Here is a 2,355-nt window from a genome sequence, read left to right as displayed (position 1 = left end):
GGGTCGCCACCGGCTACGAAGAGACCCCGGAACTCATGTTCCCGTGGTCCATCGCCGTGTACGACCGGATGCGGAAGACCGACACCCAGGTCGCCACCCTGCTCCGCGCGATCACCCTGCCGATCCTCTCGGCCGACTGGCACCTGGACGACACCGGCGTAGAACCCGAGGTGTCCCTGTTCGTCCGGACCGAGCTGGGCCTGCCGGATCCCGACGAGCCGCAGGCCCGCATCGACAGGCAGGGCATCGTCTGGCGCGACCACCTCCGCATGTCGCTGCTGAACCTGGCGTACGGCTTCATGCCGTTCGAGCAGGTCTACGAGATCGGCGGACCGCGCCCCGACCAGCAGGGCATCGGCCTGCCCCTGGTCGCGCACCTTCGGAAGCTCGGCCCGCGACTGCCCCGCACCCTGACCGAGGTCCGCGTGTTCCGCGACGGTGGCCTCGCCGGCGTCGTCCAGGCCGCGCCTGGCCTCGACACCGCCGGGGGACCGTCCGGCCGCGTCGAGTACATCGGCCGCCGTGGCGGATCCAGCGGCGACCCGTACGGCGACGTCTACCGGGAGGTCTTCATCCCGGAGAACCGCCTCGCCATGTACGTCAACGAGCGCGAGGGAGCCGACTGGACCGGGCAGTCCATCCTTCGTACGGCGTACAAGGACTGGCTCATCAAAGACCAGCTGCTCCGCGTCGGCGCGCAGGCGATCGAGCGCAACGGCATGGGTCTGCCCGTGGTCCGGTACGACGACAACCACTCGAAGGAAGACGCCCTGGCGATCGCCAGGGCTGTCCGCGCCGGCGCACACGCCGGGGTCGCGCTGCCGGACGGTCTCACCCTCGAACTGCTCGGCGTCGCCGGATCCACGAAGGACGAGATGCCGCGGGTCAACTACCACGACCAGGCGGTGAGCAAGTCCGGCCTCGCGATGTTCCTGGACCTCGGCCACGACCGGGGTGCGCAGAACCTCGGGGAGACGTTCCTCGACTTCTTCACCATGGCGCTGCAGGCCACCGTCGACTACCAGTCCGACACCACCACCGACCACGTCATCCGCGACCTCGTCCACATGAACTTCGGCGAGGGGACGGCGTACCCGACCATCACCTGCTCCCCGATGAGCAGCGAGTCGACGCCGACCGCGGCCGCGCTCAAGCTCCTGGTCGACGCCGGGATCATCCGCCCCGACGACGACCTCGAGGAAGAGGTACGCCGCCGCCACGGCCTGCCCCCGGTGCCGCACTACGCCGCCGGCGCCATCAGGGACGTTCCCGTGGAGGACCCCGCCGACCCAGCTGAGCCGCCGGCCCCGGAGGAGAAGCCGACCCCGGCGCCGACCTCAGCTCGCGACCAGCGGCCGCTACGGCACGGCTCGCCGGACGACATGCTGACCCGCGCCGCGCAGCTGGTCGACCGGATCGCCGAGCTACGCCGTACGCCGGTCGATGTGTGAGGCCTGCTCGCAGCTGGCCGCGCTCGAGGTCGACGTCGCGCTGGCGGAGCTGACCAGGGACGTCATCCAGCTCGAGGTCGACCAGGGCTGGTCGTACCCCGGCGCGACGCGCACCCTCCACCCCCACGAGGCCGCGGCCCGGGTGAAGTTCGCCGAGCTCGACCGCATCACCACCCAGACCGCCGGCACCGTCGCCCGGCTCGCCGAGACCGTCCGACAGGCGGTGCTCGAAGCCATCAGCGTCGACCTCGGCGACGTCGCGGCCGCAGGTGACGGCACAGCTGTCCTCGCGCGCCTCCGGCTGCTCCTGGCGTCCACGAACGGGGCGACCCTGCCAGGACTACAGGCCACCATCGATGGAGCCGCCAGGCAGGCCCTCGCAGCTCTCGAAGCCGCGTACGCCGAGGGCGGCGCGCAAGTCGTCCAAGAGGCACTCCTGCAAGGCCTCCCGGCCCATCTGATCCCCGACCTCAACCCGCCCACCACCGGCGTACGCCAGGCCCTCGCCGAGTGGGCACGTCGCGCAGCTGAGAACCCGCCCGCACGGGTCCTCACCGTCGCCTACGACGCCGCTCTCCGCGCAGTACGGCCAGGACAGCCCGTAGACGGGTTCACAGCCCTGCAGAGCGCCATCGAGGCGGCCGAGAGCGCGTCGACAGCTGGTACTGAGGACCTGGCACGCCAGGCCGCCGGACAAGCACACGGAGCGGGCCGTGCAACTGCAGCACAGGCCACCCCGACCGAGCCGAAGCAGATCTACGCCTCCGAGCTCCTCGACAGCGAGACCTGCGGGCCATGCGCCACCGTCGACGGCCGCACCTACGACTCGATGGTCTCCGCGCTCGTGGACTACCCGTCCGCCGGCGGATTCCGCGGCTGCCTCGGGGGAGCGCGCTGTAGGGGA

2 protein-coding genes are annotated in these 2,355 nt (G+C 71.3%); both read left to right on the top strand.

The window, feature by feature from the left end:
* Window positions 1-1,451, top strand: a 1,451-nt coding sequence (locus tag A3ES_RS50795) for a phage portal protein family protein (RefSeq protein WP_020393462.1), incomplete at its 5' end; no start/stop codon positions are given.
* Window positions 1,444-2,355, top strand: a 912-nt coding sequence (locus A3ES_RS50790; protein ID WP_040457280.1) for a hypothetical protein, incomplete at its 3' end; no start/stop codon positions are given. The genes A3ES_RS50795 and A3ES_RS50790, both read left to right, overlap by 8 nt.

It is taken from the genome of Kribbella catacumbae DSM 19601 (assembly GCF_000372465.1).
In the GTDB taxonomy this organism is placed as follows: Bacteria; Actinomycetota; Actinomycetes; order Propionibacteriales; family Kribbellaceae; genus Kribbella; species Kribbella catacumbae.
The sequence above is the reverse complement of the archived record's forward strand: the minus strand, read 5'-3'. Positions and strand labels throughout refer to the sequence as shown.